The following is a 25,041-nucleotide window of genomic DNA, read 5'->3' as shown; positions in this document are numbered from 1 at the left end:
AAAATGGGTTATCCTAAGGAAGGATAACCCATTTTTGTTATGCATTTGTTTTTAAAAGGGAACGAGCATCTTTTGCTGCTTGCACCATGTGTTCTAAAGCTGGAATAACTTCTTCCGTTTTTCTTGTTTTTAAACCACAGTCAGGATTAATCCAGAAATATTTAGGATCACATACTTGTAAAGAGTGTTCTACGATTTCAAACATTTCATCTTTACTCGGTACACGTGGGCTATGAATATCGTATACCCCTAGACCGATCCCTTTTTCATATGTTGTATGTTTTAATGTATCAATAAATTCTCCGTGACTACGTGATGTTTCGATAGAAATGACATCCGCATCTAATGCACGAATAGCATCTACAATATCTTCGAAGTTACTGTAACACATGTGCGTATGAATTTGCGTTTCATTGGCTACAGAAGATGTTGCTAAAAGGAAGGATTGAACTGCCCATGTAATATATGCATCCCAATCTTTTTCTTTTAGTGGCATTCCTTCACGAAGCGCTGGCTCATCGACTTGGATTACTCTAATTCCAGACGATTCAAGTAATTCAATTTCATGACGAAGTGCTAATGCAATTTGATAGGAAACTTCTTTTCTTGAAATATCATTTCGAACGAATGACCAATTTAAAATAGTGACAGGTCCAGTTAGCATACCTTTTACTACTTTTTCTGTTAAGCTTTGTGCGTATACAGTTTCTTTAATAGTCATTCCATTTATAAAGGCAACATCACCATAAACAACAGGTGGTTTCACGCAACGGGAACCATACGATTGTACCCAACCGTTTTTAGTGAAGGAGAAACCAGCAAGACGTTCACCGAAGTATTCGACCATGTCAGTTCTTTCAAATTCACCATGAACAAGAACATCAAGACCGATTTCTTCTTGGTAACGAATCCATTTTTCTGTTTCTTTTTCAATAAATTGCTCATATTGTTCATTTGAGATAACGCCGTTACGCCATTCTTTTCGCGTTTGACGAACTTCAGTTGTTTGCGGGAAGCTACCGATAGTTGTTGTTGGTAACAACGGTAACTGCAGAGCAACTTGTTGTAATTCGTATCGTTTTTCAAATGGAAGAGGGCGTGAAAAATCTTCTTCTTTTAGTGCTGTTCGTGCTGCTTTGACATCTTCTCGGTTACGTGCAGCAGATGAACGTATTGTATGGTGCGCATTGCGATATGTTTCAAGTTCGTTACTAATGCTTTCTGTACCTTGAGTCAAAGCAGAATGAATAAGAACTAGTTCTTCTAATTTTTGGTTTGCAAATGCTAGCGCATCAAATAGTTCAGTCGATAAGTGAGTTTCTTCGGTTTTATCAATTGGTGAATGCAATAAACTACAAGAAGGCTGAACGATGAAATCTTTTGTTTGGACTTGTTTTTGTAACGTTGTAAATAACGTAAGAATTTCATCAAGGTCCGCTCTCCAAATGTTACGGCCATCTATACAACCGACTGCTAAAGTTTTGTCAGCTGGGAATCCGTATTTCGCAATAGCATTTAAATTACCTTCTTTACCGTGAACGAAATCTAAACCAACACTAGATACAGGGAATGTAATAATTTCTTCATAGTTTTCTTCTACACTATCAAAATATGTTTGTAAAAGAAGATTCGCGTTTGGAACTTCTTTACGAATAGTTTCATAAATTTCTTTCGCATGCTGAATTTCTTCTTTAGTTAAAGAAGCGAAAATCGGTTCATCAACTTGAATGATTTGTGCACCAGCCGCATGTAGTTCTGAAAGTAGTTGTACGTAAGGTGTAATTAACTGTTTTAAAATAGTAGCAAATTGATCTTGTTTATAGCCTTTTGCTAATTTTAAGAAAGTATATGGTCCTAAAATAACAGGCTTTCCATCTACGCCTAATTCTTGTTTTGCCTCTTCGTATAAGCGAAGTGGACGATTATCTTTTAAAGAGATTTGTAATCCCTCTTCATATTCAGGAACAATATAATGATAGTTTGTGTTAAACCATTTAGTCATTTCGGAAGCTACGTGATCTTTAGAGCCACGCGCCATTGCAAAATATACATCAAGGTAAGATGTAAACTCAGAAAAACGTGACGGGATAAAACCTAACATATAAGCAGTATCCAGAACGTGATCATAATATGTAAAATCGCCGACTGGAATGAGTTCAATTCCTTTTTCTTGCTGTACTTTTACGTGTTGAAGGCGAATTTCTTTCATCGTTGTTAAAAATTGTTCTTCATCAATTTTATTGGACCAAAAAGCTTCCAATGTTTTTTTCCATTCTCGTTGTAGTCCGATACGTGGATAACCTAAGTTACTTGTTTGAATTGCCATTTTAAATTCCTCCCTAATTGAAAGTAAGCATTTCCGTTTACTAGGAAATACTTATAACAAAAAGTACAAAGACATAGAAAATAAGCCTTCCTTTTTGTTTTAACACCTCATCATCATCCGTGAATCTATCAGTGTTGTTAAAACAGGCAGGTCTCCTGACTTATGCTTCATATAATTTCTTTCACCTTCCCGTTCTCACAGTGGCACTAACAAAGAAATCTCAGCATTTACAGTGGCGGGACCGTGTTGGAGTTTCACCAAGCTTCCCTTTTAAACACGAAACGAAATTTTCGTGTACCTATTTTCCTTTTGAAAGGAATTTAACAAGCAATATGATATTGAAACAAATTCTAACACAATTTTTGGAATTTTGTCTACTGTTTTAAAATAAGAAAATTCCAAAGGTTTTATTTCTTAATATTCTGAATAATTTAGGTGTTTTTCAGATTAATGATATATAATGGAATGTGAAAATATAGAAAAATTGAGCGAGTAAAGAAGAGGGAACGTCTTCTTTACTCGCTCAATTTTCATCTACATCAAATTTTGAAAGTCGTCCTGCTATGGCATCGTTAAGGAGGGTGCTTAACCATTGTAATTCAACGGTAATATGCTCAATAACACTTTGTAAAATATATAGTTGTGCACGTGGAATTTTTCCTTTACTGCAATCATATATAGTTTGCATTTTATGTAAATATTGAACGGTATCATGTTTCTTTTTTTCTAAAATTGGAACCAATTCTTGATCATCACCAAAATGAGTGAAAGAAAGTGCTGAATAAATTGGTTTATATATTTGGTTTTTTGCTTCGAACTGTTTTAAGAGTAACGTGTGAAATAGTTGTTTACCTTCCTCTGTTATATGAAAGATTGTTTTATCTGGTCTATTCGTATCACGAACAATAGTTGTAATGCGAATTGCACCTTGCTTTTCTAATTGCTCGAAGGCGTAATAAAGTGATCCTTTTGCATATTTAATATAATAATCCATCTGTCTGTCTTTCATTATGTGCTGCACTTCATATGGATGTTTATCTCCTTCGAGTAGCAAGCCGAGAATGACTAATTTCATGCTCATTCTGTCTCAACTCCTGTACATAAAAACTGTATCCCTACTAATTAAAGTTTGATTTTATACATATTATAAACGGCATATCCTTTTTCATAAAGGGATATGCCGTTCCTTTTTTTATACTAACTTACTTGTTTTTGCTTTTGTTTCGCTTTCGGTCCTGTAAATAGGCGTTCATTTCCCATAAGTAAAATACAAATAATACTTAGTACAGCTGGGATCAGTGCCCAGAAGAATGTGTTGGCAATAGATGTAGCGAGAGCTTCTTTAATACCAGTTAATATTTCTGCTGGAATCTTCTCGGTAGCACCTGGTGATAATAAGAAACTTGTGTCTCCACCTTTTGGAGCTAATTTTGCAAGTTCAGGAGGGAACACAGTGTTTAATTTATTAATAAAAATATGATTTTGAATTGTACCGAAAATCGTTACACCAAGAGTCATACCGAGTGAACGGAAGAATGAGTTTGTTGATGTAGCAGAACCACGGTCTCTCATTTCTAATTTATGGATAGAAGACATACTTAAAACTGAGAATGAGAAACCAACCCCAAGTCCAGCGAGAACCATAAATAGCGTTACGAGCATACGAGGTGTGTCCATTGTTAAGGTGCTTAGTAAATAAATACCAAGAACGAAGAAAACGCCAGATACCATCATAATGTTACGATAGCTTGTTCGTGAAGCTAACTGTCCACCTGTTTGACTTCCGATTACAGAGCCGACCATCATTGGTGTTAAAATTAATCCAGCATTTGAGGCTGAACCTCCGAGAACACCTTGAACGAAGATTGGGATATAAACTGTACAGATGATAAAAGCAGCACCATAGAAAAAGGCAACGCCTTGGCTAGCTGCAAATAAAGGTTTTTTAAATAGATGGAAAGAAATGATAGGCTCAGTTGCTTTTCGTTCTACGAAGAAGAAAATAATAAGCATAATAACAACAGTTGCAAATAAACCGATAATTACATTAGAGTCCCATGCATACGTTTTACCACCAAGTTCTAGTGCGAACATTAAGCAAATAATACTAATGACAAGTGTAATAGCACCAGCCCAATCAATTTTTTGTTTTCTAAATTCTAGAGATTCACTGTAGTATTTAGTAATGAAGAAGAAGGAGATAAGCCCTAATGGAATATTAATATAGAAGACCCAATGCCAACTTATATAGTCCGTAATATAGGCACCTAATAAAGGTCCAAATACACTTGATGTCCCGAAAACTGCACCGAATAGCCCTGTCATTTTCCCACGTTTTTCTGGCGGGAATATGTCATACATAATTGTGAAGGCGATAGGCATAAGGGCGCCACCACCAATACCTTGAATTGCTCTATAAATACTTAATTGTTCAATACTAGATGCTGTCCCGCAAAGTGCAGAACCGAATAAGAAAAGAATGAGTCCACCAATATAAAAACGTTTCCGTCCGTACATATCAGAAAGTTTTCCGAAAATAGGCATCCCTGCCATTGTTGCTACCATATATGCCGATGTGACCCAAACAAACTTGTCAAATCCTCCTAAGTCTCCGACAATCGTCGCCATTGCGGTTGCAACAATTGTATTATCCATTGCTGCCATTAAAATACCAAGTAGTAAACCAGCAACAACAAACTTTGTATTGTTGGAGTCTTTTTTTGATAGTTGAGTTTCCAAATATGCCCCTCCTTTAATAATAAGTAAACTATATTAAGTTTTAAATGCAACGCATAAAAATCTAAAGCATAGTTCCTCTTAAATTCTCTTACATAAGTGCACTGACATGCCATAAAGAATATTATAGTCAAATTTGACTAAAAGGCAAACTTTTTCTTTCACCAAAATATCCTTTTGTATGGAAAGAAAAAGAGTGAGCAATACTGAATATTGTTATAAAGTCAATGAAGTAAATTGTAAAAAATATTTCAGTAAGAATACTTCCTGTTAACAGTTGAAAAATGGTTTTTTCTTTATATTGTCGAATAGGATAAAAGGAAGGGAACTATTAAATATCGTTTGTAACAAGCGTTCATCATTTTTGTAGTTTATTGTGTAAAGCGAAAGAATAGAATTGTATGGATGGTACATCTGAAATGAGGTGAATATATATTATGAAAATATGGAAGCGAATTTCGGATCAAGGAAGGGATACAATACCGTTACAGCCGGTATTGTGGATTGATGGCTCAAAAAAGGAAGGCGAACTTCCTAATGTAGCAGTTACATTACAAATCCGTAGTATGTATGAAGAAAAATTTTCATATGAACTAATCTATGATGTAAACGACATACTTATTATGCGAATTGAAGTTGAAAATAAAGGAATTGAAGTGATTTCACGAGTCGTTGTAAGTCATATGATTAGAGATTACTTTTCGTATATTCCGAATTCTCTGCAGGTTAATAAGGGGATGAGCGAGTTTTTATTCCAGCTTGTAAGGTGGAGAATCGATAATTTATTGCCGAACGAGAAGGTGGAACTAAGTTGTAAATTAAAAGCAAATAAAGATAAAGCGGTTAAAACTGCATTGTTTAAGGCTACATACACATTTCAACATAAAGCAGTCTCATATGGCCCCTTGCAAACAAATGAAGTTGTGGTGCGGCAATGATAAAAAGGAACCTGTGCGAAAGGTTCCTTTTTTAATGGAGGTTGTGCTTCTTGAGTATTTTCTTTTGTTCGATTCCTTTTTTTCCTACATAGTTATTTTTATAACCAAAATATAGAATGAATAGAAATGAAATAACATTTACAATAGCGTCGATTTGATCGTTCGTAATAAAGTTTATTCCGAAAGAGGTAAATAGTAGCTTTAATGATAACAAAAAACCAGCTAGTAAACGTATAGCATCTGATAGATTTTCTTTTTGTAGCATATAGGTCACTCCTTTCTATAAACGATATATAGTATATATATGAAATAGAATAAAAAAGGAATACAAGCTCTAGCGGAAATGTACATAGAATATGTACATTTTTTATTTGGTAGAAAAACTTTATTGTTATAGAAACATATATTGGTATAGAAAGGAGAGGAAGTATGAAACATAAAGGGAAGATTAGTGGATTATTACTAGGGAATACTGTTGCTGTTACGGAATGGATTGCGCTTCAGGATGTAATTGCAAAATTAGATTCGCGATCATTTTATACTGTCTTTATTATTTATATTTTGCAACTGTTGCTAAGTTGTTACTTTGGCCATTGGTACGATAAAAGAGAAAACGGACGTATGAATATGGAAGTAGGGGGAATGGCAAGTAATGATTTTGTTGTTGATTTTTTTGAAAAAGTAGCTGCTTTATCTGAACGAGATTCTCGCAATATTACAGTGTACATTCTTTCCGTTAAAGAATGGGAGGGATTAAAGGAAACAGTGCAAGAAAAAAAGTTGGAAGCGTTAGTACAGAGAGTGGAGTCTACTATTGTAAAGACGATTCGAAAAGGTGATGTCGTTACAAAATGGGATGAAAATAAATATGTTATTGTAGCGATTGATAATGGTCATGAAAAATCAACAATAACACGACGATTAATGAAAAATATTGAAAGTGAAATAGAAAGTGGTTTATTAAGTGTGACGCTATTACTTGGGGCTGCTAGTTATCCAGTAGAAGGGAAAACTTTTGAAGAATTGTTAAGAAAGGCACAGAATCAATTGTACCAGTATAGAAATTTGAAAGACAATGAGTAAAACTTTGAGTTGAAGAAATATGATATGAAGAAATTCGGATTGTAACATTTTTTTGACTTTTATTACAAAAACAACTTTTATTGTAATAAAAGTCTTTAAAAATATATGAAATAGGCATATAATTATGATGGATGTGTCAATGCATTTGCACAATGTGTTTCATTTTAAAAGTGTAGAGGAAAACATGCTCTACACTTTTCCTTTTTAGGAAAGGAAAAGAATATTTGTAAGTTGTTGCGAGGTAGTATTTGTACTGTGTAAAATGAACAAAGAGATTATTTGATAGAAAGCGGAAAGGGAATGATAGATGTGAGAGATCGACAATCATCTTTTATCAGGTGAATTATTATAGTTGTTCTTCTAATTATTATGGCTCTGGTGAATTCCATTGTATTTTAAGGTAATACATAGTGTGAGTAGAGAATGAAAAGTGCAAAGTGAAATATACTTAGTAGATGGACATGAAACTGCTACATAATTCAAAGAGAATAACGTGAAAAATAATTTCAAGTAATAAATGTGTACAAGCATGATAAACAATACTGATGATCTTCGTAAAAAAGATGCGAGTGTGAAGTGTATAGAAGGATTATATGATTTTTATAGCTTTTTTACACAAGGATCGTTTATAAGTAGGAGGAAAAGATGTTGAAATATAGTAAATTAGCAATTGTAGCCACATTATCAATGGTTTTATTAGCGGGTTGTTTCGGGCCAAAACCAGAAGAGGAATTATATGTAGCATTTGAAAATGCTGCCAAGCAAGAAAAAACAATGTTTGAAGATGCAAAGAAACTTGAAACTTTAGAAAAAGAGGGACAAGAATTATATAACCAGATTGTTCAAGAAGGAAAAGATAATAATCAAACTGTTAAGGAAAAACTGAACCAAGCAGTGAAAAATACAGATGAACGAGAAAAAGTGCTTAAAAAAGAAAAAGAATCTTTAAATAAGGCGCAAGAAGAAGTGAAATCAGCAGATAAATATGTGAAGAAAATTGAAGATAAGAAATTGAAAGAGCAAGCGGATAAAGTGAAAAGCACATATGAGAAACGACATGATTCATTTAACAAAATGTATGACAGCTATAATAAATCGTTAAAACAAGAAAAAGAATTATATACAATGTTACAAGATAAAGGTACAAAATTAAAAGATATTAGTGAGAAAGTTAAAGTAGTAAATCAATCGTATAAGGATATTGAGTCAGAAAAAGATAAGTTTAATGAATTCACGAAATCTTATAATACAGAAAAAGTTGCATTTTACAAGCAAGCCAATATTAAAATTAAAGAAGAGAAAAAATAAAACAGTTTGGCCAAACATAGGCCAAACTGTTTTATTTTTTTGTATAAGTGCGGCTATACCATGGAACAGGTTCACTTAATTTTTTTTCTTGTTTCAGTGCTTCAGGACCAATATAATCTTGAAGTGTTTTTTTGGAAACTGTTAAAGACAAGGTTGTTTTCGGGTTTCGGTAGGAGGATTCAAGATGACCAAGATGTGGTAGGTTTCGAAAATCTTCTTTCGTAGGAGGGATGTGGAAATAATAATCGCCTAACCGTATAAGAACATCAGATTGTTGTTGGCTAAAACGTGGATTTCTAGAGAAATGTAATCCTTCTTTAATTGCTTTTTTTTCGGCGATTAAACGCTCTAAAGCTGTCTTTTTTAACCAGTATAAATATTTAGGGTTAGTTGCAGCTTTGGCATGACGATTCACAACGAAAATAGATTGAGCTAGTCGATTAATAGGATGTTGGTTTTGTAATTGAGATTGTGGTTGTGAAGGTTTCATATTGAATCTCCTTTCAATTTTTCATTATTATAACATAAATAAAAGAGGTTTTTATTATATGCAAAAAGTGATTGTATACATTTTCAATATTAAAGCAATATTGTTACAAAAAACAACTATTTTGTATAATAGTAATAGAATGTGTTTTGAAATTTGATAATGAAAGAGTGAGAAGTTTGAAAGAACTATTAAAACAACAATATGCCATTATAGATATTGGATCTAATACAATGCGTTTAGTTATTTATGAAAAGCAAAATGGAGGTTTTTATAAAGAAATTGAAAATACGAAAGTGGTTGCTCGGTTAAGAAATTATTTAATCGATGGTGTTTTGAATGAAGAAGGTAAAGAAGTATTGTTACAAACATTATTTCAATTTCAAGAAAGTACAAAATTCCATCAGCTGCATCATGTACTTTGTGTTGCAACGGCAACAATTAGACAGGCTGAGAATCAAGAGGAGATTAAAAAACTTGTTGAAGGACAAACAGACTTTACTCTTAGAGTGTTATCGGAATATGAGGAAGCACGTTACGGCTATTTAGCAGTTATGAATTCTACTTCGTTTTCGGAAGGAATAACAGTAGATATTGGTGGCGGAAGTACGGAAGTTACATATATTAAAAATAGAGAGATTTTAGAGTACCATAGTTTTCCTTTTGGTGCGCTTTCTTTAAAACATCTATTTATTAAAGGTGATATTCCTACTAAAGATGAATTAGAGGAAATTCGAGAGTATTTAGAGTGTCAATTTCGAACGTTACCATGGTTAATTGATAAGAAATTGCCTCTTATTGCAATTGGTGGTAGTGCGAGAAACTTAGCAAAAATCCACCAAAATTTAATAAACTATCCTATAGCGGGAGTACATTTATACAAAATGAAAGAAGAAGATATTGAAAATGTAAAAGGTACATTAGAAAAACAATCGTTTATCGAACTTCAGAAAATGGAAGGATTGGCAAAAGATCGAGCTGATACAATTATTCCAGCGGTTGAAGTATTTCATAAACTTGTAAATATTATAGAAGCAACGGCATTTGTATTAAGCAAAAAAGGATTAAGAGAAGGTGTTTTCTATGAAGAGTTGACGAAAGATTTAGGGATTTCATATTATCCGAATGTAGTTGAAGAAAGCTTACATTTGTTATCACACGAATATGAAATGGATATGGAATTTGTCATTCAACTTATTAAACATGGAAGATTGATTTGTAAACAACTCGAAGAAATGGGACTGATTTCTGTTTCGATAAAAGACTGGGAAGCATTCCATCAAGCAGCGAAAGTATTTAACATTGGAAAATATATAGACGAAGAAGCGAGTCGTTTACACACGTTTTATTTATTGGCGAATAAAACAATTGATGGCATGATGCATAAAGATCGAGTGAGGTTAGCGCTTATTGCATCTTATAAATCAAAAATGCTATTTAAACAACATTTATCTCCATTTGAAGGTTGGTTTGATAAAAGCGAACAAAAAAAAATCCGCCTATTAGGGGCTGTTTTACAATTTTCAGCTGCTTTAAATGTAAGACAAAGATCGCTTGTTGATACGATATCCATAACAGAAAATAAAGAAGGATTAACGTTTAGAATTTTATGTGAGCAATCGGCATTAGCAGAAAAAGTACAAGCTGAAAAACAAAAAAAGCAGCTAGAAAGAGTGTTAAAAACGAATATTAACTTGTCATTTGAATGAAAATGTTAGGTTGTACGGATGTCTTTACAAAAAATTTACACTTTATAATATTGTAATTTGCTAAAATAAAAGTAACTAAATTATAGTAAAAAAGTTTCAAGGGGAAGTGTGAAGAGAATGGAATTGTTGAAGGGGAACATCGTAAATTTAAATGATACAGCATATTATAATAACCGAGAGCTAAGTTGGTTAGCATTTAATGAACGTGTACTACAAGAAGCGCAAGATGAAAATAATCCACTCTTGGAAAGATTAAAGTTTATTAGTATTTTTAGCTCGAATTTAGATGAATTCTTTATGGTACGTGTAGCGGGTTTGAAAGATCAAGTGAGTGCTGGGTTTAATCAACCAGAAAATAAAGCTGGCTTAACACCAAAAAAACAATTAAATAAAATTGCGATAAAAGCCCATGAATTAATGACCGTACAATATGATACGTTTAAAAATTATGTATTGCCAGCGCTTGAATTAGAGGGGATTGAGCGTTTAACATTCCATGATTTGACGAAAGAACAGAGAGAATTTATAGAAGATTATTTTGATGAGCAAATTTTTCCGGTTTTAACGCCTGTAGCTATCGATGCATACCGTCCATTTCCGATGTTATTAAATAAAAGTTTGAACTTAGCTACTCTTTTATATGATGAGAAGCAAGTGGAGGAAGAAAACCGTACGAAGTTAGGAATTGTGCAAGTTCCTTCATTACTTGAACGCTTCATATTTTTACCGAGTGAAGGGCAAAAGCATAAATTTATTTTGTTAGAAGACGTAATTAGTAGTTTTACTCATAAATTATTCACAGGATATAAAGTATCATCTGTTACTCGTTTCCGTATTACACGTAATGCGGATTTAACAATTCATGAAGAGGGTGCGAGGGATTTATTAAAGGTAATTGAAAAAGAGTTGAAAAAGCGTAAGTGGGGAGCTGCTGTACGTTTAGAAGTTGGCAAAGAACACATTGATGAAAGAGTATTAACATTATTATACGAGGTGTTGGAAGTAAAAGATGAAGATGTATATATAATGGATGGACCGTTAGATTTAACATGTTTATTCTCTTTATATAAAAAATTAGCACCATTATATGAACATCTCATTTATCCAGCCCTTATTCCGCAACCACCTCAAGACTTAGGTGATGAGGAAGATGTATTTGAAAAGGCGATTGAGCATGATATTTTATTACATCATCCTTTTGAATCGTTTCAGCCAGTAGTTGATTTTGTCCGTGATGCGGCAGACGATCCGAATGTACTTGCGATTAAACAAACATTATATCGAGTAAGTGGTGATTCTCCGATTATTCAGGCACTAAAAGTAGCAGCTGAAAAAGGAAAACAAGTCACAGTGTTGGTGGAGTTAAAAGCAAGGTTTGATGAAGAGAATAATGTTCATTGGGCTAAAGAATTAGAACAGGCGGGGTGTCACGTTATTTACGGTGTAAGTCACTTGAAAACGCATAGTAAAATTACGCTAGTTGTAAGAAGAAAAAACGGAAAAATCGAAAGATTCGTACATCTTGGAACAGGAAATTATAATGATGCAACAGCAAAGCTATATACCGATTTTGGCTATATTACATCACGAAAAGACTTTGGGGTCGATGCAACAAATTTCTTTAATTATTTAAGTGGTTATACAACGAAACCGCATTTTCACCATTTATCAGTTGCACCATTTGATATAAGAAAGCAATTTATGGATTTAATAGATGAAGAAATTCGTTATCATAGGCAATATGGAAATGGCTATATTATCGCTAAGATGAATTCACTAACGGATAAACCATTAATAAAAAAAATGTATGAAGCATCACAAGCGGGAGTAAAGGTAGAGCTCATCGTTCGAGGAACATGTTGTTTAAGACCTGATATTCCAAATGTAAGTGAAAATATTCGTGTAGTTAGTGTTGTAGGAAGATATCTAGAACATAGCCGTATTTATTATTTCCATCATAATGGAGAGGAGAAAATATATTTATCTTCAGCTGATTGGATGACGCGAAATATGGAGAAACGAGTAGAAATATCCTTCCCAATTCTAGATATTGAAATGAAAGCAAGAATAAAGGCGATTTTACAGCTTACTTTAGCAGATAATGTGAAAACACGCGAACAAAATAAAGACGGTGACTACTATTATGTTATTAATAGTGGTGCAGAGGAGATTGATAGCCAAGTGAAGTTGTTTAAGATGGCGTATCAAAATACAGATGCTGAATAGCAAGAACAAAGTAAAAAACCTCTTATTAATAAGAGGTTTTTTACTTTGTTCTCTACTTATTATACGTTCTCAAAATAGAAGAATGTGTAGAGAGAATAGTTTTTATTGTAAGCATATTAATCGATTGTCTAATAGAGAGAATAGCGTTGGTAGAATTGTTGGCATACATTAATAATAGTATGGTTGTTGACAAGGTCCACCATAACAAGGATAAGGTGCTGGTGGTGGATAAGGTGGATAAAATGGTCTAGGGCCGAAAGCTAATGCTCCGCCGAGCAATCCACCAGCAATTCCAGCTAGAAATGGAACGCCAAAAAACGGAAAGAATCGTGAGTCGCCTACTGGGCCAATAGGTGCTGAACGAATTGGGATTGGTTGATAATATGGATACATGAACAAACCTCCTTTATTGGACTCACTTTTATCATATGGTAAACGAAACGTGGATGAGCGCGTACAAGAAAGGATATGTAAGAAAATAGGCGAATTATTACGAATGTTGTAGGGTGAAGAGTGTAATTTCAGGTTTTGACATAAACCGGAATGGGACACGTGTTCTTCCAAGTCCGCGATTGACATAGAGAGATAAGTCTTGAATGGAATAGAAGCCTTCAATGTAGTGTTTGGCAAGTGATGGGGTAACGATAGCACCTAAAAAAGGGATTTTTACTTGTCCGCCGTGGCTATGACCAGAAAGTTGCAAGTTGATTGGATATGTAGCAATTTGTGGCGCAATATCTGGCTCGTGAACAAGAACAATGTTATAAGTATTTTGCCGCGCTTGTTGTAGTGTTTCCGCTATTTTTGGTTTGCCAAGTAGTATATCATCGAGTCCGAAAATAGAAATTTCACTATTATCCAGTAGACGAATTCGTTTTTCGCTATTTAGTAATAGTTCAAATCCAGATTCACGCATGATGTGATCATAGTATTCAGTTCCATATCCGCCGTGATCATGGTTACCATAAATAGCAAATTTACCGAAGGGTGCTTGTATATTCTTTAAAATGGATGCAACGAAAGGAGTATCAGTATATGTTTGGTAATTATCAATGAGATCACCAGTAAAAAGGACAATATCTGGGTTTGCAGCATTAATCTTAGAAATGATTTGAGATAAATGTTGGAGCGAGAAATAGTATCCGAGATGTAAATCGCTAAATTGAAGAATCTTCATACCATGAAAACTTTTTGGTATGAGCTGTGATTTTAGTGTGTGCTCTGTAAAAGAGATCATATGCGGCTCTATGTATTTAGCGTAATAGTAACCGATACTAGTGGTTATAAATGAATATAGACAAGTGCGTATTCCATTTTTCAAAAAATTTCTTCGTGTAATTTGCTTCATAAAAGTATGAGTATACCTATTTGATTTATATCATGTGTTTTCGTTCCATATACAGGCTACTCAAATCTCCTTTCAGTTTTTTTTAATATATTTAAAATAATAAAGAAGTAGTATAGCTTACGGAAAAATGAATGAAAAGAAGTCTCTTTAAGTTAAAATATCAGAAAAGTTTAAAAATATAAAGATTTCTATCAAATAAAATGATAAAATGAATGTGTATTCATTTTTGGGAGGGATATATATGAAAGAGAAGGTAGTAATTATAACAGGTGGATCGAGTGGAATGGGAAAAGGAATGGCAACTCGTTTTGCAAAAGAAGGGGCACGAGTTGTTATTACAGGGCGTACAAAAGAAAAACTGGAGGAAACAAAGTTAGAGATTGAACAGTTTCCAGGGCAAATATTGCCTGTACAAATGGATGTACGAAATACTGAAGATATTCAGAAAATGATTGAACATATTGATGAAAAGTTCGGACGAATTGATATTTTAATAAATAATGCAGCTGGCAACTTTATTTGTCCAGCAGAAGATTTATCTGTGAATGGCTGGAATTCGGTCATTAATATTGTGTTAAATGGTACATTTTATTGCAGTCAAGCTGTCGGGAAGTATTGGATTGAGAAAGGTATAAAAGGAAATATCATTAATATGGTAGCGACATATGCATGGGATGCAGGTCCAGGAGTTATTCATTCGGCTGCAGCAAAAGCTGGCGTATTAGCAATGACTAAAACGCTTGCTGTTGAGTGGGGACGTAAATATGGAATACGAGTTAACGCTATCGCACCAGGGCCGATTGAACGTACGGGCGGTGCCGATAAATTATGGATTTCAGAAGAAATGGCTAAGCGTACACTACAAAGTGTGCCACTTGGAAGACTAGGTACGCCAGAAGAAATTGCGGGTCTAGCTTATTATATATGTTCAGATGAAGCTGCATACATAAATGGAACATGCATGACAATGGATGGAGGACAACACTTGCATCAATATCCATTTTAAGAGGGATGACCAAATGAATGTTTGATTCATTTTTTTGTGGTAAAATGTGACGGAATTGTGACATGTGAAAGAAAGGTATTTACAAGAGGTCATATATACGGTATATTTAAGACCTCTTTTTTCTTCATAGTAGAATTGCTAATTCCCCTTAGCATTTTACCCCTCTAATCCCTTCAGGAAAACTGAAGGGATTTTTTATTATTTTTCCGTAAATATCGTGTTATAATTTTTGAAAAGTAAAGGGAGGGAAGCACGTTGATAGATGCATTAGATGTAATGAGTAACTTGGATAAAGTCCTTCCTTATTATCAAGCTATTTTTAGTGCTGATGAACATACAGTAATTGGATATGAAGTAGTAGGACGTATTCAAACAGAAGAGGGCATACAAAGTTTAGCTTCGTTCTTTCATGATGATTCTATTCCAAGTGAGTTTCAACTGGAAGCGGATAATATTATAGTAGAAAAAGCTTTAAACCGTTATTTAGAAAGCAATCAAAAATTGTTATTATTTATACATCGAAATGCTAACGTATTAATGAATGACGAAGATGAAAGTTTACTTCAACTTTTATTGATGTATGAAAAACAAGGTTTAAATTTGAACCACATTGTTTTAGAGATAACAGAGCATGAATGTAAAGAAGATATTGAGCAATTTAATCATTTGCTTATGTATTATCGTACATATGGTATTCAGATTTCGATTAATAAAGTTGGAACGGGTACAAGTAATTTAGAACGTATTAGCGTGTTAGCACCTGATATTTTAAAAGTAGATTTAACAAACTTAAGGCAAACTGCACTTATACAATCTTATCAAGATATTTTATATTCCTTATCTTTACTTGCAAGAAGAATTGGTGCAACGTTGTTATATGAAGAAATTGATGCTTTTTATCAACTACAATATGCTTGGAAAAACGGTGGTAGATACTATCAAGGTAATTATTTAAAAGAATGTTTACCTGATTTTATTGAAACGAATGTTTTAAAAGAGAGACTTGGTAATGAATGTCATCAATTTATTCAGCATGAGAAAAAGAAGTTGCAAAAAATTTATCATTTAACAGAGATGTTACGTGATCGAATTGGTGATGTTCTGTCAAAACAAAAAAAGAATGAAGATATAAATGATTGGTTATTACAATTTAGCCAAAGTATATCACAATGTAGTTTTCGCATATTTATTTGCAATGAAGATGGTTTTCAACAATCAGGTAATGTTATGAAAAAAGATGGGGAATGGATTGTGATGCCGGAGTATTATATGAAGAACTGGAGTTGGCGTCCGTATTTTCTTGAGAATATTATGAAAATGCGTTTTGAAAATAAGGCGAGACTTTCAGATTTATATGCCGATATTGAAACTGGTGAAATGGTACGAACATTTTCTTTCCCGATTGATGATGAAAACTTTTTATTTATAGATTTATCTTATGAATATTTATATGAAGAAGATGTTTTATTTTAATGCACGAAGAGATTCGTGCATTTTTTTGTTTGTTTTTATCAGAAATTGGTAATAGTGAAAATGGTGATGAAAATGCTGTCTATCGTTGTAAAGATTTTACGAACGAAACCATCCCTTTCTTTGCATAATCATTGTTACAATGAATACTACAAAGACAAGTTCTTTTAAAAGGAAGGTGAAAAAATGAGGAAATATGGAATATGGCTTGTTCTATTTGTATGTGTTGCCTTTCTAGTTGGTTATAGTGTTACAACTGTGTTAGGAAAAGAGGAATTGAAAGTCGATCGGAAAGACGTGTTTACAACGATACAAAAAGGCTATGAAACCCAATTTTCAATTCGCGGGAAGCATTTGCCGATGAATAAGATGATAGAGACGTTATCACCGTATTTTACAGATAATTTCCTTCAAGTATTTACAGATGAAAATAGTAGAAGTGATAAACAAAGTGGTGAATATTTACTTCCAGCAAAAGAAGCACCGTTTTCTTTTAATTCGGAAACGAAAATGGCGTATGATGAAGAGCATAAAAATTTATATGTATATGAGCGGGCGAAAAGTGGACAATATCAAATTGTAACATTGAAAAGGGATCAAGATAAATGGAAATTAGCAGGGTATCATGAAAGCCAAGAACTTTTAACTGAAATAAAAAGGTTACAACAATTATAAAGTGCAACTTTAATCAGTGGGGGCTTTATATCCCACTGATTATTAGCTTTCATCAATCGGGAGTTTTACTGCCCATAAATAACGAGATAAAAATAGGAATAGGTATTTACCTATTCCTATTCTATATTGAGTAGCTGTTGTAATTTTTCGATTTGAAAACCTGCAACCACTTCACCGTCGATTACAACTGTTGGAGTTGAATAGGAATCATAGTCGTATAAAAGGCGATCGCGAGCAGCAGCGTCTTTTTTTACGTCAAATTCTTCATATGCAACGTTATTATGCTTTAAAAATTCTTTCACAATGACACATGGCGGACAATCAGGTTGTGTGTAAACCTCAATTTTTTTCATTGTAATTCCTCCTTTTTTCTGTTTTTTATTATATTATTCCAGTATGGAAATCGCAATAAAGAAGGAAAAAGATGTTCTTTCTGTGTTTTCCTTTGCATTTCGACAAATTTTTAGTTGAGTTTCTGGCCAATAACCTTTATCCTAGACTGTGGAACATTTTTTCTGTTATGACGGATAGAATGAGTATAGCTGTAAAACCTATTGGTAGGAAGATTAGAGAAAGGAGAGATTTCATGTCTCTACTCCAAGGAATTTTAACACGACTTGTTAGTCTACAAGAACAAGCTGTAAGCGGTGAAGTAGCACAACGCTATTTTGAAGTGAACGGTGAGCGCAAATGTAGCGTGAAATTTTTCGATAAAAGTGAAATGTATGAATTAGAAGTGTATCAACAAGGTGAAAAACCTCAAGTGTATCAATTCGATAATATCGATATGGTTGCAATTGAGATTTACGATATCATTTCTTGATACATATAAAAAAGGTACTGCCTATGGCAGTACCTTTTTTAGTTCTTTTACTTTCCAGTATATATGTATAGGAATTTTTCGTTTTTCCTACAATGGTAATAAAGTAAGACTTTAATCAGTGGAAGTGCTTATTATCGACTGATGATTGGCCTACATCAATCAGGAGTTTTACTGCTCGAAAATAGCGTGATAAAAATAAATAGGAGGTGTGTTATGTGGAACGTTTACCAGTTGTGATCTGTCCTAATTGCCACAATTCTGCAGAGATTATTCATGTATTAACGGCTCAATCGAATCAAAATGTAATTTATACTTGCCAAGTTTGTCATTTTGTAATGCGAAATATTGAGACGAATAAAGGATAGTAAGTTATAATTTTTGTTTTTGTCCCATACAATGAGAATACGAAAAGTCTGTCTAATGGAAAGGACGTGACTATGTGGACGGTTGGCATAAATTCTATAATGTTTCAGAGAGACATTTGAATTTTGATACGGTCTTTAACCGCATTTGTAGTTTCATTGAAAAGGATCCACGAAATTTATATCGATTATCTATTGGGACAGACTCACAGGCACATCAAAAAGATACGAGATTTATTACGGCAATCCATATTCACCGTGTTGGAAAAGGGGCTTGGGGATGTTTACACCATAGGTCAGTAAAAGATAAGCCGGCAACATTACGGGAGAAAATATATTTAGAAACACAGTTTAGTCAAGAAATCGCTTGCCTATTTACTCCTAACCATATACAAACCATATGGGATTTATTGCATCCATATGCTCAAGATGGGGCTGGGTTCATAATGGAAATTCATTTGGACATAGGGAATGATGGTTTAACAAAAGAATTTATTTTAGATATGACAGCGAAAATTCAAGCGATGGGATTAACTGCAAAAATTAAGCCGGATGCTTATGCGGCATTTAGTTATGCAAATCGATATACGAAATAATTTTTATATGGTTACAATTGTTACATGTTTTTATTAAAAACTGAATATTACATCTACTAAATAAGTTGGAAATTTTATATAATGAGAGTAACGATGGGATTATAAGGAGAGGGGTATATGCAAAGGGAATTTGTTTTAACGAAAGAAGAAGAAAGTTTGTTACTAGATATTCTATTTCAACAAAATTATGCGAGTGAAATTTTAGCTGTAGAACTTACAGATATTGAGAATGGTTTGAAACAGACAGATGTGATGCAATATAAAAAAATCACAAGGTTATTTTACAGATTAAAAAATAAAGGGTATTAAGCGCTACCGTAATGGTAGTCTTTTTTTTATGTTGTATGCTAAAATAGCTGTGTAATTGTATTTTTATTGAAATAAAGTTAGGACAAAATAATAATATGAAAACGCTGTCATAAAATAAGAATAGAGTCGATGAATATAAGCAGGAAAAAGAGAAAATGGGGGATGTAACATGATTAGTATTCCGAAAGACGAGTTTCAGCAAATTTTTGTGAAAGATTTAATGATTTCATCAGAAAAAGTAGCACATGTCCAAATTGGGAATGGATTAGAGCATGCTTTACTCGTTCTTGTGAAATCTGGATATTCGGCAATACCTGTTTTAGACCCAATGTATAAATTACATGGGTTGATTAGTACTGCTATGATTTTAGATGGTATGTTAGGGTTAGAGCGCATTGAGTTTGAAAGACTTGATGATATGAAAGTAGAACAAGTGATGAAGGAAGATATTCCGGTTCTTAAGTTAGAAGATTCATTTGCAAAAGCTTTAGAAATGACAATTGATCATCCTTTTATTTGTGCTGTAAATGAAGAAGGGTATTTCGAGGGGATTTTAACACGTAGAGCTATTTTAAAATTATTGAATAAAAAAGTACGGCAGCATAATCGATAGATAATAGGAGGAAAGTGACTTCATAGAAACGGAGAAGTCACTTTTTTTCGTGCATATCAGTTGTGTATGTATTATATTTAAAAAGACATAAAACATAAGGAAAGTTCGAACTGAAAAATTGTATTTTTTGTATAAAAGTATTCAGTTAAATTCAGGATGAAAAGCTTATTGAAATAAGGTGTATGGAAGCTAAGGAAAGAGGGAGAAAGTTGCAAATTGATGATTTTCAAATGATGGTTGTGTTAGCCCAGGAATCAAATATGAGAAAAGCGGCGGAACGTTTATTTGTTTCCCAACCTGCGCTTAGTCAACGATTACAATCTATGGAGAAACAATGGGGAATGAAATTTTTTATTCGTTCACAAAAAGGATTGACAATTACACCTGAAGGGGAAAAAGTCGCAAATTATGCAAAAGAAATGTTACAAAGAGAAGAGAATATTAAGAGCGAACTGGCAGTTTTTAGAACGGAAACATATGGAACGTTAAAAATAGCTGTTGCATCGGTTATTGGTCAATATTGGCTCCCTCCTGTGTTGAAAAAGTTTGTACAAAAGTATCCTTCTGTGAAGATATCGCTGTTTACTGGCTGGAGTAGTGAAGTGCAAAAGCAATTTTATGAGGGCGATGTTCATGTAGCTATATTAAGGGGATCACAGGAATATAAAGGACAAAAGCAACAATTATTTGAAGATGAATTATATTTAGTCGATAAAGAAATAAAAGATATTTCGATGTTAAAAGAAACAAATAGACCATTTATTCAATTTAAAAGTGATTCGACTTATTATGGTCAAATACAAAATTGGTGGTATGGGTTATTTTCTAACCCACCTAAGCGAACAATTGTAGTTGATCAAATTGAGACGTGCAAACAACTTGTTCTAAATGGTATAGGTTATGCGTTATTGCCTTCTACAGTATTAAAAGAAGTGCAGGAAAATATGTATAAAACACCTGTTCAATTAACGAGAGAAACATGGTTGTTAACGAGTGAATCAGCAAGACAATTGAAGCAAGTACAAGCGTTTTTAGAAATTATAGAAGAAATTCAAAGGGAAAAATAAGATTATTGTCTTGCTACTCGCTCTATCGTTTGGTAGAGTAACAATATAAATGGATTTAGGAGGCAACAAGAATGAAAATGATGGACGCTAACGAAATTATTTCGTTTATTCAAAAAAGTGAAAAGAAAACTCCTGTAAAGGTATACATAAAAGGGGATTTAAAAGAAGTAACGTTCCCTGAAACAGTACAAGCATTTGTAAATAAAAAATCTGGTGTAGTATTCGGAGAATGGTCTGAAATTAAGACAATTCTTGATGAAAATAGCAAGCACATTGTTGACTATGTAGTTGAGAACGATCGTCGTAATTCTGCAATCCCAATGCTTGATTTAAAAGGCATTAAAGCTCGTATTGAGCCAGGCGCAATTATTCGTGACCACGTTGAAATTGGTGACAACGCTGTTATCATGATGAATGCAACAATTAACATCGGTGCTGTAATTGGCGAAGGTACTATGATCGACATGAACGCAGTGCTTGGTGGACGTGCAACGGTTGGGAAAAACTGTCACGTAGGTGCAGGTGCTGTACTTGCGGGTGTTATTGAGCCACCTTCTGCAAAACCAGTTATCGTTGAAGACGATGTTGTAATTGGTGCAAATGTAGTTGTTTTAGAGGGCGTTACAGTAGGTAAAGGTGCAGTTGTAGCAGCAGGAGCTGTTGTAACAGAAGATGTGCCTCCATATACAGTTGTTGCGGGAACTCCAGCACGTGTAATTAAAGAAATTGATGAGAAGACAAAAGCGAAAACTGAAATCAAACAAGAGCTTCGTCAATTAAACCCAGAGAAATAAAAAACAAAAAGCGTAAGAGCATAAATAGGCTCTTGCGCTTTTTATAGATAGAGGTGCAAAAATGACAGTAAGCAAATTTGTCCAAGTTCGTAGAGATTTACACAAAATCCCGGAAATTGGATTTAAAGAGTGGAAAACACAACAGTACATTTTAGAGTATATAGAAACACTTCCTAACGAATATTTGGAAGTGAGAACATGGAAAACAGGTGTAATTGTTAAAGTAAATGGGAAAAGCCCAGAGAAAATAATAGGTTTTCGTGCAGATATAGATGGTTTGCCAATAACAGAGGAAACCGGATACGAATTTGCTTCTGTACATAAAGGAATGATGCATGCATGTGGACATGATTTGCATACAACAATTGGTCTAGGCCTCCTAACAGCAGCTGTGAGTGAAAGAATAGATGATGACCTTGTGTTTCTATTCCAGCCGGCAGAAGAAGGTCCAGGTGGCGCTCTTCCTATGTTAGAAAGTGAAGAGCTAAAAGGATGGAAGCCTAATATAATTCTTGGTCTTCATATTGCACCAGAATACGCTGTAGGAACAATTGCGACAAAAGAAGGTCTGTTATTTGCGAATACATCAGAATTATATGTTGATTTAAAAGGAAAAGGTGGACATGCGGCTTATCCACATACTGCGAATGATATGATTGTTGCAGCCAGCCACCTTGTTACACAACTTCAATCCGTTATTAGTCGTAATGTGAATCCTCTTGACAGTGCGGTAATTACAATTGGAAAAATAACAGGTGGTACAGTTCAAAATATTATCGCAGAAAAATCTCGTTTAGAAGGAACGATTCGAACATTATCAGTGGAATCAATGAAGCGTGTGAAAAGCAGAATTGAGGCAATTGTTGCAGGTATCGAAGCTTCTTTCCAGTGTGAGGCGATTATAGATTACGGAGCAATGTATCATCAAGTATATAACCACGAAGAGTTAACGAGAGAGTTTATGCAATTTGTACATAAACAAACTGATATGAATGTTATTACATGTACTGAGGCAATGACAGGTGAAGATTTTGGTTATATGCTTCGAGAAATCCCTGGATTTATGTTTTGGCTTGGAGTAAATTCAGAATATGGTTTACATCATGCGAAATTAAAACCAGACGAAGAAGTGATTGAAAAGGCAATTACATTTTTAAGCCAATATGTAAAGTGGAAAGGAAATAGAAAATAAAACTTCCGCTTTCTTGAAGGTTCCAAAAAACTTTTTGTTCTGAGGTGTAAGTAACGCTCGTATAGATTGATTTTAGACATTTACATACAAATGAAAGAATTAAAGTTAATTGTACTGTTTTAATAATGAGCAGGGGGTTTTAGCCACTGCTCATTATTAATTATTTGACTAACTTATATATGTTTACTTTTAGTATGAAAAGTGTGTAAAATCAATGTGAAACATAGAAAAAAGGGTGGGGAATTACGTGCAAATTAGCAGTGCGATTTTATGTTTTGTCTTATATGCGTATGTTATTATTGCGGCGGTTTATTTTGGAATAAGTTTTTATGCCTATCGTCTAGTAGATAATAATGAATATGACGAAACATACAAATGGGTGAAGAGGTATTTATCACCTGTACTAGAAATTATGAATGGGTTTGTGCTCTTTTTATTTATTGGATTAATTGCTTTCTCAACGAGTTTAGTAGGGAATAAAACTACATTATTTGTACTAGGTATCATTATTTTTATGCTGCTAGGTATACGAATTGGTAATACGGTCTTTTGGAATGAAAGAAAAGTAGATGGTTGGACGGGAATGTTAATCCCGTGTATGCTAGCTGCAATCGTGACAAATATAGAGCATGAATATTATCAATTACACTTTTGGCTTATTATCGTTTTAACGATTCTTTCTGTTTTGTATATAAGTACAGTAGTACTAACATACATTGCATATGAAAAAGGAGATGTTCAAGGTACCCGCTTCTTTAGAGGGCGAGCACTATTCTGGAGTGTGCCAACAATGGCGGTTATCGGGATTATTGCGATATTAGTGAATGGATACCAATTTTCTAATTGGCAACTGTTGTTAGAAAATTGGTGGATTTTCATCGTTTCATTTATTGCTTTTTTAGGCGCAACGCATTATTTATTCCATCAACATCATTACATATGGGCGCTTGTATTTGCTTTTACGCAGCTTCTATTTGCTTTTTTCGGCCAAGAAACGTTATTGTTCGTTTTTGAAACATTTAGTTCGTTTGGAAATATATTTGTATTTGGTATGTTACTTGTTGGTATCGCCTTTTATTTACAACAATATTTTTATATACAGAAACAAAAATAAGTATGATTTACACGTTTTTGTGACGTATATAAAGTATGTTACAATGAAAATACATAGTACTTGAAGTTATTGGAGGAATTCCTGTGAGTGAGAAAGAAAAAGAATTTGCTGTCATCGGGCTTGGGCGTTTCGGTGGAAGTATTTGCCGAGAACTAGCTCAATTAGGTATGGAAGTAATGGCAATTGATTCAGATGAGGATAAAATTAATGAGTTTGCAAATATAGCTTCACATGCTGTAATTGCAGATTCAACAGATGAGATGGTATTGAAAAGTCTCGGCATTCGTAATTTTGATCATGTAGTCGTTGCTATTGGAGATAATTTAAATTCAAGTATTTTAACAACGTTAATTTTGAAAGAGTTAGGTGTAAAAAATATTACTGTAAAAGCTCAAAATGACTATCATGAAAAAGTATTAAGTAAGATAGGTGCAGATCACATTGTACATCCAGAGCGTGATATGGGAAAACGGATTGCTAATAATATTGCATCAAGTAATGTATTAGACTATCTTGAGCTTTCAGATGAGCATAGTATTGTAGAGATTATTGCAAATAAAAAAATTGATGGGCACTCTTTAATTGAATTAGATATTCGTGCGAAGTTTGGATTGAATATTGTAGCAATTAAACGTGGTAAAGAAGTTATCGTCTCTCCTCGAGCTACGGAAAATATTCAAGCGGGGGATATATTAATTGTAATTGGTCATGATGACGAAGTAGATCGTTTTAAACACTTTTTAAGATAAGAGAAAAGGACAATGCCATGAAGGCATTGTCCTCAGGCTGTGGAGAAAGTCTTCTCCACAGCCTGTTTATGTGTCTGAACCTCTTTTTATGTGTCAACACTGATAAAAAA

27 protein-coding genes and 1 riboswitch are annotated in these 25,041 nt (G+C 33.7%); of the genes, 19 read left to right on the top strand and 8 right to left on the bottom strand.

The window, feature by feature from the left end; all coding sequences use genetic code 11:
- Positions 1-37: 37 nt before the first annotated feature.
- From metE to JDS92_RS11410, 3 genes are all read right to left on the bottom strand, one after another.
- Complete coding sequence (gene metE, locus JDS92_RS11420; protein ID WP_199631948.1) at positions 38-2,326, bottom strand: 5-methyltetrahydropteroyltriglutamate--homocysteine S-methyltransferase; 2,289 nt, start codon at positions 2,324-2,326, stop codon at positions 38-40.
- Between the two features lie 128 nt (positions 2,327-2,454).
- Positions 2,455-2,643, bottom strand: a riboswitch (cobalamin riboswitch).
- 206 nt (positions 2,644-2,849) lie between these two features.
- The gene (locus tag JDS92_RS11415) at positions 2,850-3,407 is read right to left on the bottom strand and encodes a PadR family transcriptional regulator (RefSeq protein WP_000062055.1); all 558 of its coding nucleotides are present in this window, start codon (positions 3,405-3,407) and stop codon (positions 2,850-2,852) included.
- 116 nt (positions 3,408-3,523) lie between these two features.
- Positions 3,524-5,065, bottom strand: a complete 1,542-nt coding sequence (locus tag JDS92_RS11410; protein ID WP_000449889.1) for an MDR family MFS transporter — start codon at positions 5,063-5,065, stop codon at positions 3,524-3,526.
- A gap of 434 nt (positions 5,066-5,499) precedes the next feature.
- Here JDS92_RS11410 and JDS92_RS11405 point away from each other — a divergent pair, with 434 nt between their 5' ends.
- Complete coding sequence (locus tag JDS92_RS11405; RefSeq protein ID WP_000708174.1) at positions 5,500-6,000, top strand: hypothetical protein; 501 nt, start codon at positions 5,500-5,502, stop codon at positions 5,998-6,000.
- A 31-nt stretch (positions 6,001-6,031) separates the two neighbouring features.
- Here JDS92_RS11405 and JDS92_RS11400 read toward each other — a convergent pair whose 3' ends face one another.
- Positions 6,032-6,265 carry an SPP1 phage holin family protein gene (locus JDS92_RS11400; protein WP_000939445.1) on the bottom strand — a complete coding sequence of 78 codons (234 nt, stop codon included), beginning with the start codon at positions 6,263-6,265 and terminating at the stop codon, positions 6,032-6,034.
- Positions 6,266-6,429: 164 nt separating this feature from the next.
- On the opposite strand from JDS92_RS11400, the gene JDS92_RS11395 reads away from it, so the two are divergent.
- Together JDS92_RS11395 and JDS92_RS11390 are read left to right on the top strand one after the other, a co-directional pair.
- The gene (locus JDS92_RS11395; RefSeq protein ID WP_097956928.1) at positions 6,430-7,083 is read left to right on the top strand and encodes a diguanylate cyclase domain-containing protein; all 654 of its coding nucleotides are present in this window, start codon (positions 6,430-6,432) and stop codon (positions 7,081-7,083) included.
- A 645-nt stretch (positions 7,084-7,728) separates the two neighbouring features.
- Positions 7,729-8,391: a YkyA family protein gene (locus JDS92_RS11390; RefSeq protein ID WP_000922477.1), complete on the top strand. Its 663-nt coding sequence runs from the start codon at positions 7,729-7,731 to the stop codon at positions 8,389-8,391.
- Positions 8,392-8,422: 31 nt separating this feature from the next.
- On the opposite strand, the gene JDS92_RS11385 is transcribed toward JDS92_RS11390, so the two are convergent.
- The gene (locus tag JDS92_RS11385; RefSeq protein ID WP_000804859.1) at positions 8,423-8,881 is read right to left on the bottom strand and encodes a YkyB family protein; all 459 of its coding nucleotides are present in this window, start codon (positions 8,879-8,881) and stop codon (positions 8,423-8,425) included.
- A gap of 176 nt (positions 8,882-9,057) precedes the next feature.
- Here JDS92_RS11385 and JDS92_RS11380 point away from each other — a divergent pair, with 176 nt between their 5' ends.
- Together JDS92_RS11380 and JDS92_RS11375 are read left to right on the top strand one after the other, a co-directional pair.
- Positions 9,058-10,587: a Ppx/GppA family phosphatase gene (locus JDS92_RS11380; RefSeq protein ID WP_000661381.1), complete on the top strand. Its 1,530-nt coding sequence runs from the start codon at positions 9,058-9,060 to the stop codon at positions 10,585-10,587.
- 117 nt (positions 10,588-10,704) lie between these two features.
- On the top strand, positions 10,705-12,813 hold the full coding sequence (locus tag JDS92_RS11375; protein ID WP_199631947.1) for a polyphosphate kinase: 2,109 nt from the start codon (positions 10,705-10,707) through the stop codon (positions 12,811-12,813).
- A 168-nt stretch (positions 12,814-12,981) separates the two neighbouring features.
- Here JDS92_RS11375 and JDS92_RS11370 read toward each other — a convergent pair whose 3' ends face one another.
- Together JDS92_RS11370 and JDS92_RS11365 are read right to left on the bottom strand one after the other, a co-directional pair.
- A complete protein-coding gene (locus JDS92_RS11370; RefSeq protein WP_199631946.1) occupies positions 12,982-13,206 on the bottom strand; it encodes a hypothetical protein in 225 nt (74 codons plus the stop codon).
- 97 nt (positions 13,207-13,303) lie between these two features.
- Positions 13,304-14,161: a metallophosphoesterase gene (locus JDS92_RS11365; RefSeq protein ID WP_033668555.1), complete on the bottom strand. Its 858-nt coding sequence runs from the start codon at positions 14,159-14,161 to the stop codon at positions 13,304-13,306.
- Positions 14,162-14,402: 241 nt separating this feature from the next.
- On the opposite strand from JDS92_RS11365, the gene fadH reads away from it, so the two are divergent.
- The 4 genes from fadH to JDS92_RS11345 all read left to right on the top strand — a co-directional run bounded on the left by fadH (position 14,403) and on the right by JDS92_RS11345 (position 17,312).
- Positions 14,403-15,167: a 2,4-dienoyl-CoA reductase gene (fadH, locus tag JDS92_RS11360; RefSeq protein WP_000660910.1), complete on the top strand. Its 765-nt coding sequence runs from the start codon at positions 14,403-14,405 to the stop codon at positions 15,165-15,167.
- 255 nt (positions 15,168-15,422) lie between these two features.
- A complete protein-coding gene (locus tag JDS92_RS11355) occupies positions 15,423-16,640 on the top strand; it encodes an EAL domain-containing protein (protein WP_000564311.1) in 1,218 nt (405 codons plus the stop codon).
- Positions 16,640-16,768: a hypothetical protein gene (locus JDS92_RS11350; RefSeq protein WP_000544074.1), complete on the top strand. Its 129-nt coding sequence runs from the start codon at positions 16,640-16,642 to the stop codon at positions 16,766-16,768. The genes JDS92_RS11355 and JDS92_RS11350 overlap by 1 nt, the downstream gene beginning before the upstream one ends.
- Before the next feature lie 55 nt (positions 16,769-16,823).
- Entirely contained in the window at positions 16,824-17,312 is a 489-nt protein-coding gene (locus JDS92_RS11345; RefSeq protein WP_001233803.1) for a DUF3993 domain-containing protein, read from the top strand.
- 116 nt (positions 17,313-17,428) lie between these two features.
- Here JDS92_RS11345 and JDS92_RS11340 read toward each other — a convergent pair whose 3' ends face one another.
- The gene (locus JDS92_RS11340) at positions 17,429-17,665 is read right to left on the bottom strand and encodes a glutaredoxin family protein (protein WP_000717871.1); all 237 of its coding nucleotides are present in this window, start codon (positions 17,663-17,665) and stop codon (positions 17,429-17,431) included.
- Between the two features lie 233 nt (positions 17,666-17,898).
- Here JDS92_RS11340 and JDS92_RS11335 point away from each other — a divergent pair, with 233 nt between their 5' ends.
- The 10 genes from JDS92_RS11335 to JDS92_RS11290 all read left to right on the top strand — a co-directional run bounded on the left by JDS92_RS11335 (position 17,899) and on the right by JDS92_RS11290 (position 24,931).
- Positions 17,899-18,135, top strand: coding sequence for a YkuJ family protein (locus JDS92_RS11335; RefSeq protein WP_000055152.1), 237 nt, complete (start codon positions 17,899-17,901; stop codon positions 18,133-18,135).
- Positions 18,136-18,350: 215 nt separating this feature from the next.
- Entirely contained in the window at positions 18,351-18,500 is a 150-nt protein-coding gene (locus JDS92_RS11330; protein WP_000440536.1) for a hypothetical protein, read from the top strand.
- Between the two features lie 74 nt (positions 18,501-18,574).
- On the top strand, positions 18,575-19,093 hold the full coding sequence (locus tag JDS92_RS11325; protein ID WP_199631945.1) for a ribonuclease H-like YkuK family protein: 519 nt from the start codon (positions 18,575-18,577) through the stop codon (positions 19,091-19,093).
- A 117-nt stretch (positions 19,094-19,210) separates the two neighbouring features.
- A complete protein-coding gene (gene abbA / locus JDS92_RS11320) occupies positions 19,211-19,402 on the top strand; it encodes an antirepressor AbbA (protein WP_199631944.1) in 192 nt (63 codons plus the stop codon).
- Between the two features lie 169 nt (positions 19,403-19,571).
- The gene (gene cbpB, locus JDS92_RS11315; RefSeq protein WP_097956934.1) at positions 19,572-20,015 is read left to right on the top strand and encodes a cyclic-di-AMP-binding protein CbpB; all 444 of its coding nucleotides are present in this window, start codon (positions 19,572-19,574) and stop codon (positions 20,013-20,015) included.
- A 182-nt stretch (positions 20,016-20,197) separates the two neighbouring features.
- Positions 20,198-21,082, top strand: a complete 885-nt coding sequence (locus JDS92_RS11310; RefSeq protein WP_002039481.1) for a LysR family transcriptional regulator — start codon at positions 20,198-20,200, stop codon at positions 21,080-21,082.
- Between the two features lie 71 nt (positions 21,083-21,153).
- A complete protein-coding gene (gene dapD / locus JDS92_RS11305) occupies positions 21,154-21,876 on the top strand; it encodes a 2,3,4,5-tetrahydropyridine-2,6-dicarboxylate N-acetyltransferase (protein ID WP_000783253.1) in 723 nt (240 codons plus the stop codon).
- A 61-nt stretch (positions 21,877-21,937) separates the two neighbouring features.
- Positions 21,938-23,068, top strand: coding sequence for an N-acetyldiaminopimelate deacetylase (locus tag JDS92_RS11300; RefSeq protein WP_199631943.1), 1,131 nt, complete (start codon positions 21,938-21,940; stop codon positions 23,066-23,068).
- A 247-nt stretch (positions 23,069-23,315) separates the two neighbouring features.
- Entirely contained in the window at positions 23,316-24,182 is an 867-nt protein-coding gene (locus tag JDS92_RS11295; RefSeq protein ID WP_001167326.1) for a hypothetical protein, read from the top strand.
- 83 nt (positions 24,183-24,265) lie between these two features.
- A complete protein-coding gene (locus JDS92_RS11290) occupies positions 24,266-24,931 on the top strand; it encodes a potassium channel family protein (RefSeq protein ID WP_001290442.1) in 666 nt (221 codons plus the stop codon).
- Positions 24,932-25,041 lie beyond the last annotated feature (110 nt).

It is taken from the genome of Bacillus cereus group sp. N12 (assembly GCF_016483575.1).
Lineage (GTDB): Bacteria > Bacillota > Bacilli > Bacillales > Bacillaceae_G > Bacillus_A > Bacillus_A toyonensis.
Note: the sequence above shows the minus strand (reverse complement) of the source record. Positions and strands in the feature narration are given on the sequence as shown.